We start from the raw sequence: 5,193 nt of genomic DNA on the forward strand, positions 1-5,193 counted from the left end.
CGCAGACTCGCGCGAGCGTACAACTGTTGATTGTGTATCGTAGTTCATCAGTTTATTTCTCCATTACTCAGTAAAGTATTGATGATTGGTGATTCATCCAATGGACATCATCCTACCGGATAAGTTCTAAATGGCAATAGCTATATAAATTTTGCATTCACTGTTGTCAGATCAAGTCATTCCTAGTAATATGCCGCGTCTTGGAGGGATGGCAGAGCGGTTGAATGCACCGGTCTTGAAAACCGGCGTGGGTTTATAGCCTACCCAGGGTTCGAATCCCTGTCCCTCCGCCAAAACAAACTAACGGACTTCGGTCCGTTTTTTTGTTTCTAGCGTTTGCAAAACGTGATTTTAGGCTCCATGTATTTAGGAATTATTTCAGGCAGTAGCGTCCCATCGGTACCGCTGCTAACGAGTTGCCTCTGCGTTAACGCGATCATCAAACAAAACAGTCTTTATCTGGCTAATACTTACGGTTCAATGTTTAACTTCAGATCCAGATTGATTTCAAAACACTGTTGGTTATCAACCTCGGGGAAATAATCTGGCCGCTGGTGCATCAGTACGATCAGCATTTTGTCCTGCCAGTATGGATATAAACGCTGCCAGATGCGTTGTGCCATTTCTGTGTCTATGCCGTTAAAGGGTTCATCCAGCAGAATCAGCCCGGGGGTTCTTAACAATAGCCGGGCCAGACAAATTCGGCGGGCCTGACCTCCAGAGAGTTGACTGCCGGTATCACCCAGCCAACTATGTAACCCTGCTGGTAATTGCTTTGCCCAGTTTTCCAGCTCTACCAATGCCAGTACCTGCCAAAGCTGTTTTTCATCAATGTCTTCTAGACCCAGAGTCAGATTGCTATATAACGTTGCGGCGATAATGCTGTTTTGCTGGGTTAGATAGCCAATCTGCTGATGCCAAGCTTGTGTTTGCTCTATTCGCAGGGGAATGCCATTTACCAACAACTGATAAGGTGTGTTCGCTGAGTCGGGTATTTCCAGTCCCGCAATAATATTAGCCAAGGTGGATTTACCGCTTCCGGATCGTCCGGTTATAAGCAAACATTGTGGCTCGCTTAATTCAAATGCAATCGCAGTATCCATAGTGCTAATAACTTTCGGATGCTCGGCTAGCATCATCGACAAGCGATGAACTTCGGCTAATTCCTGTGATTTCAGTGGTGTATGTTCCGCTAATGGTTGCAACCGCTCTGCAGCATAGCGGGTTCTCCCCCACTGGCCCAACTGTCCCGGCAGGTTTAGCAAAATTTCAGCTAAACCAAATACCGCCAGAAACAACATAACCGCAACAGGCCCACTGAATATCCCATTCTGGTAAGCAAACAAAGCAGCAATGGCGACCATGATGACCAGCAAACTATGGCAGATATTCACCACGAACTGTGCATTGGCAATAAGTTGATTCAGCTTGAGTTGCAAAGCGCCAATCTGATTGAGCGACTCGTTTAGTTGTGTTTGATGCGCTTTATGCAAATGCGCAGCCTGCAATTCTAATTGTCCCTGTAAATGTTCAATGGTCAGTAATCTGGCCTGATTAATCTGGCTGGCATAGTCACTGCTGATTTGTGATGTTTTACGAGTAAACAGACTGAAATAAATCATGCCCGGTATCAGGGTGATAAGAGCGAATAGCAAGCCTGCTTTGGCCCAGAAGAAGCTGATAAAGACGGCAATCAACAACACACTGAAAATAGCGACCAATGGTGGCAGTAGTAATCGTAAAACCAGACTGTCCAGATTATCCAGATCAGCAGTTAAGCGGCTCAGCCATTCACTATCCTGTGTATTTCGCAGATCTTGAACAGGTAAAGCCAGCAGCCCGCCAAACAAGCTGCCACGAAATCCAGCAATCACGCGTAACACCATATCGTGATTGTGTAATCGTTCGAAATAGCGTCCAACCGTTCGACTTAAGGCAAAAAACCGAATACCACCACCGGGACGATAAATATCCAGCATCACCGCACTACCCGCAGTAATCGCCAGACCGGTTATTGCCGTAGCGGTTATCAACCAGCCAGACAACGCTAACAATCCCATCGCAGAAACAGCGGTGACTAATGCCAGCAATAAACCGATTATTAAGCGTTTTTTCTGCTGTGCGAGAACTTTGTCGAGCCAGAATCTAATCGGTGAAACCGTATTTGGTGGAGTATTCAACATAATCAGTCAGCTTTTTTACATTCAAAATGAAATTGCTGATCGGCAAGCGCCAACACCTCTGCATCATGACTCGATATCACTAAAATACATTGTGGTTTTAAAGCCAATAGTGCTGCCAACACGTATTGTCGACTTTCACTATCCAGGCTGGCCGTTGGTTCATCCAGCAATACCAGTGATACAGGTGAAAGTAATACTCTCGCCAGTGCCAAGCGTTGTAATTGACCACCAGAAAGCCCATCACCATGCTCATTAAGTAGACTATCTAAACCTTTGTCTCTATTAGATATTAAGCTTTTCAAACCTAACTTAGTTAATACCTGTTGCATCGCTTGTTTAGTTGCATCAGGTGCCAGCACCGACAGGTTATCGGCCCAGCTACCGTTAATGATCCAGGGCTTTTGTGGTAAATAGCGAATCGCTGTTTTACCTATTGGCTGCTTATTTAATAACAGCTCACCGGACACTGCTGGCAGATAACCCGCCAAGCTATGCAACAAGGTGGTTTTACCGCAGCCAGAAGCTCCGCTAATCACCAGACACTGCCCCGTAGATAACTCGAAGTTTAAAGGCCCCTGTAAAACCTTACTGGCCTTATAACCAATAGTGAGTTCAGTGACCACCAGATTTGACAGCGCTGCAATGGATGGGGCTTCCGGGTCGGAATCGTCAGCTAGCAGTTCATTATTTTCAGCCGGATCCAGGTATGTAGCAATTTGAGTAGCAGCTGCCAATGCTGCAGCCCGATCATGATAGAACTGAGAAAGATTTCGTAATGGCTGAAAAAACTCCGGAGCCAGCAGCAATATGAATAAACCACTAAATAAAGTGATATCCGCCGCGGGGCCCCAACTAATCGCACCAAACAGGGAAAAACCAATATATATCGCAATACTGGCAATCGCCACACTGGTAAAAAACTCTAAAACGGCTGACGATAAAAACGCGAGTTTCAGTGTTTTCATCACCACTTGCCGGTAATCCTCACTGCGCGCATTCACATCATTGAGTGCAGCAGTTTCCGCCGCAAACAGTTTTAACGTAGTGAGATGTTTAACACGATCCAGAAAATGCCCTGCCAGACGTTGGCGTTGTTTGAAAAAACGTTGATTAACACCTTCTGCACCCAACCCCACCAACACCATAAATAATGGAATCAATGGTGCTGCCACCACCAAAAACAACGCAGCCAGCCAGTTGTAATAAAACACCACTATCACAATAAGGATGGGAGTGAATAAGGCTAATGACTGCTGCGGCCAGAACCGGGCGAAATAACCATCCATCGCTTCCACATCTTCAATCAACTGACTGGCTGAAGCACCAGATGAACGTTGACTGTGTTGCAAGGCGCTGATGGTTTGCCATGTGCTGAGGATCTGCTCACGCAAATTCTGACGTGCCTGCAAACTTGCCAATTGGGAATAGTGATCCTGGGCTCTGACCAGCACGGATCTCAGAATAAGCCCCAGAACCATCAGACTAATCATTAAGGGTTGCTCAACCAGCGATTGCTGTTGAATGATTATTGAATAAGTTAATTGTGCCAGCGCATACCACTGCACAATCATCGCAATCGTTGCCAACAGACCCGCGATAATAGCTAGCCGTAATCGGCTTCGCTGCTGCTGCGTCAGTTGCTTTAACAGTAAACGTCCGGCTTTAGCTAAGGATTTATCAGTGTTTATTGACTCATTAGGCATAGCAGGGTCTGTTGCTCTTTCATAGCCGCCTCTGTTGTGAATTGAAAAAACATCACACAAGGCGCAAGGATTGAAGTTTAGCCATTCTACAATGAATGACGAGCAACACAGGGTGGTGTTTTTTCAATCACAACCCGAAGGTTGGGACTTTTTCCGTCCAACTGCGTTGAAAATGACTTATGAAGAATAGCTACATTGCATCATTTACGCCTTGCTGGACGGAAAAATAGTCTCCAGCAGTGGTGGCTCAGGCCCTAGTGATAACCACCTTTTACCTTGCCGCGGAAAATCCAGTATGACCAGGCGATATAGCCCAGCACAAATGGGATGACAAACAGGAAGCCTAGTAACAGAAACAGTTGCGATTCATAGGCTGAAGCTGCATCCCATAATGTGTAGTCAGGCGGCACCAGATAAGGCCATTTACTTGCCAACAAACCCAGATAAGTGAATAAAAACAGCCCCATAGTGGCAACAAACGGCAAACCTTCCTGCTGTTTTTTAACTGAGCTATAAATCAGATAAGCACTATAAAGCGCTAGCAGTGGTAAAAACCAAATGATTGAGAAACCATGGAACCACCGCTCCATTACGCCTGTATCGACAAATGGTGTGTAGATACTGATGATGGCAAACACCAATAACACCAGCACTAACAGGCGAAGTGTGACGCGATACGCCCATTGCTGTAGTTCACCCTCGGTTTTCATAATTAACCAGGTACTGCCCAACAAAGCATACCCCGCCACCAAACCTAAACCGGTAATCACTGTGAAAGGCGTTAACCAATCAAACGGGCCACCTACATAGGCAAAATTATTGGTTTCAAACCCCTGCACATAAGCGCCAACCACCGCGCCCTGAGCAAATGTTGCCACGAAGGAGCCCCCGGCAAAAGCCCAGTCCCATATGTATTTGGTAGTATTTGCCTTAAAACGGAATTCAAAGGCCACGCCGCGAAAAATCAAACCAGCCAGCATCAGAAACACGCCTATATATAAAGCAGGCAGAAATACCGAATACACTAACGGGAATGCCCCTAATAATCCCGCACCGCCCATTACCAGCCAGGTTTCATTACCATCCCATACTGGCGCTACCGAGTTCATCATCAGGTCTCTAGAATGATCATCCGGTGCAAAGGGATACAGAATCCCCTGCCCCAAATCAAAGCCATCCATCAACACATACATCATCACCGAAAAGCCAATAATGCCGGCCCAGATAATCACTAAATCAAATGGCTGTTCCATCATAGACCTCCGTCTAAATTGGCATTGGCTGCGGATATCGGCCGTTGGGCTTTT

The 5,193-nt window shown here is 46.1% G+C and carries 3 protein-coding genes and 1 tRNA gene; 1 reads left to right on the forward strand and 3 read right to left on the reverse strand.

Annotation, left to right across the window (positions count from 1 at the left end; genetic code table 11):
- The first annotated feature begins 202 nt into the window (after nucleotides 1–202).
- Nucleotides 203–293 (forward strand) — tRNA-Ser (locus tag Q7V21_RS00385).
- Nucleotides 294–470: 177 nt separating this feature from the next.
- Here the strand turns inward: Q7V21_RS00385 and Q7V21_RS00390 are convergent.
- The 3 genes from Q7V21_RS00390 to cydB all read right to left on the reverse strand — a co-directional run bounded on the left by Q7V21_RS00390 (nucleotide 471) and on the right by cydB (nucleotide 5,142).
- Nucleotides 471–2,183: an amino acid ABC transporter ATP-binding/permease protein gene (locus Q7V21_RS00390; protein WP_304915397.1), complete on the reverse strand. Its 1,713-nt coding sequence runs from the start codon at nucleotides 2,181–2,183 to the stop codon at nucleotides 471–473.
- Nucleotides 2,184–2,185: 2 nt separating this feature from the next.
- A complete protein-coding gene (cydD, locus tag Q7V21_RS00395; RefSeq protein ID WP_304915398.1) occupies nucleotides 2,186–3,886 on the reverse strand; it encodes a thiol reductant ABC exporter subunit CydD in 1,701 nt (566 codons plus the stop codon).
- 254 nt (nucleotides 3,887–4,140) lie between these two features.
- Nucleotides 4,141–5,142 (reverse strand): cytochrome d ubiquinol oxidase subunit II, encoded by a 1,002-nt coding sequence (cydB, locus tag Q7V21_RS00400; RefSeq protein WP_304915399.1) that lies wholly within the window; start codon nucleotides 5,140–5,142, stop codon nucleotides 4,141–4,143.
- Nucleotides 5,143–5,193 lie beyond the last annotated feature (51 nt).

The sequence above is a fragment of the Methylophaga sp. genome, assembly GCF_030651745.1.

Excerpts from the sequence above, each read along its gene's own strand:
- cydD (WP_304915398.1), bottom strand. The coding sequence starts at position 3,886 with ATGCCTAATGAGTCAATAAACACTGATAAATCCTTAGCTAAAGCCGGA.
- Q7V21_RS00390 (WP_304915397.1), bottom strand. The coding sequence starts at position 2,183 with ATGTTGAATACTCCACCAAATACGGTTTCACCGATTAGATTCTGGCTC.
- cydB (WP_304915399.1), bottom strand. The coding sequence starts at position 5,142 with ATGATGGAACAGCCATTTGATTTAGTGATTATCTGGGCCGGCATTATT.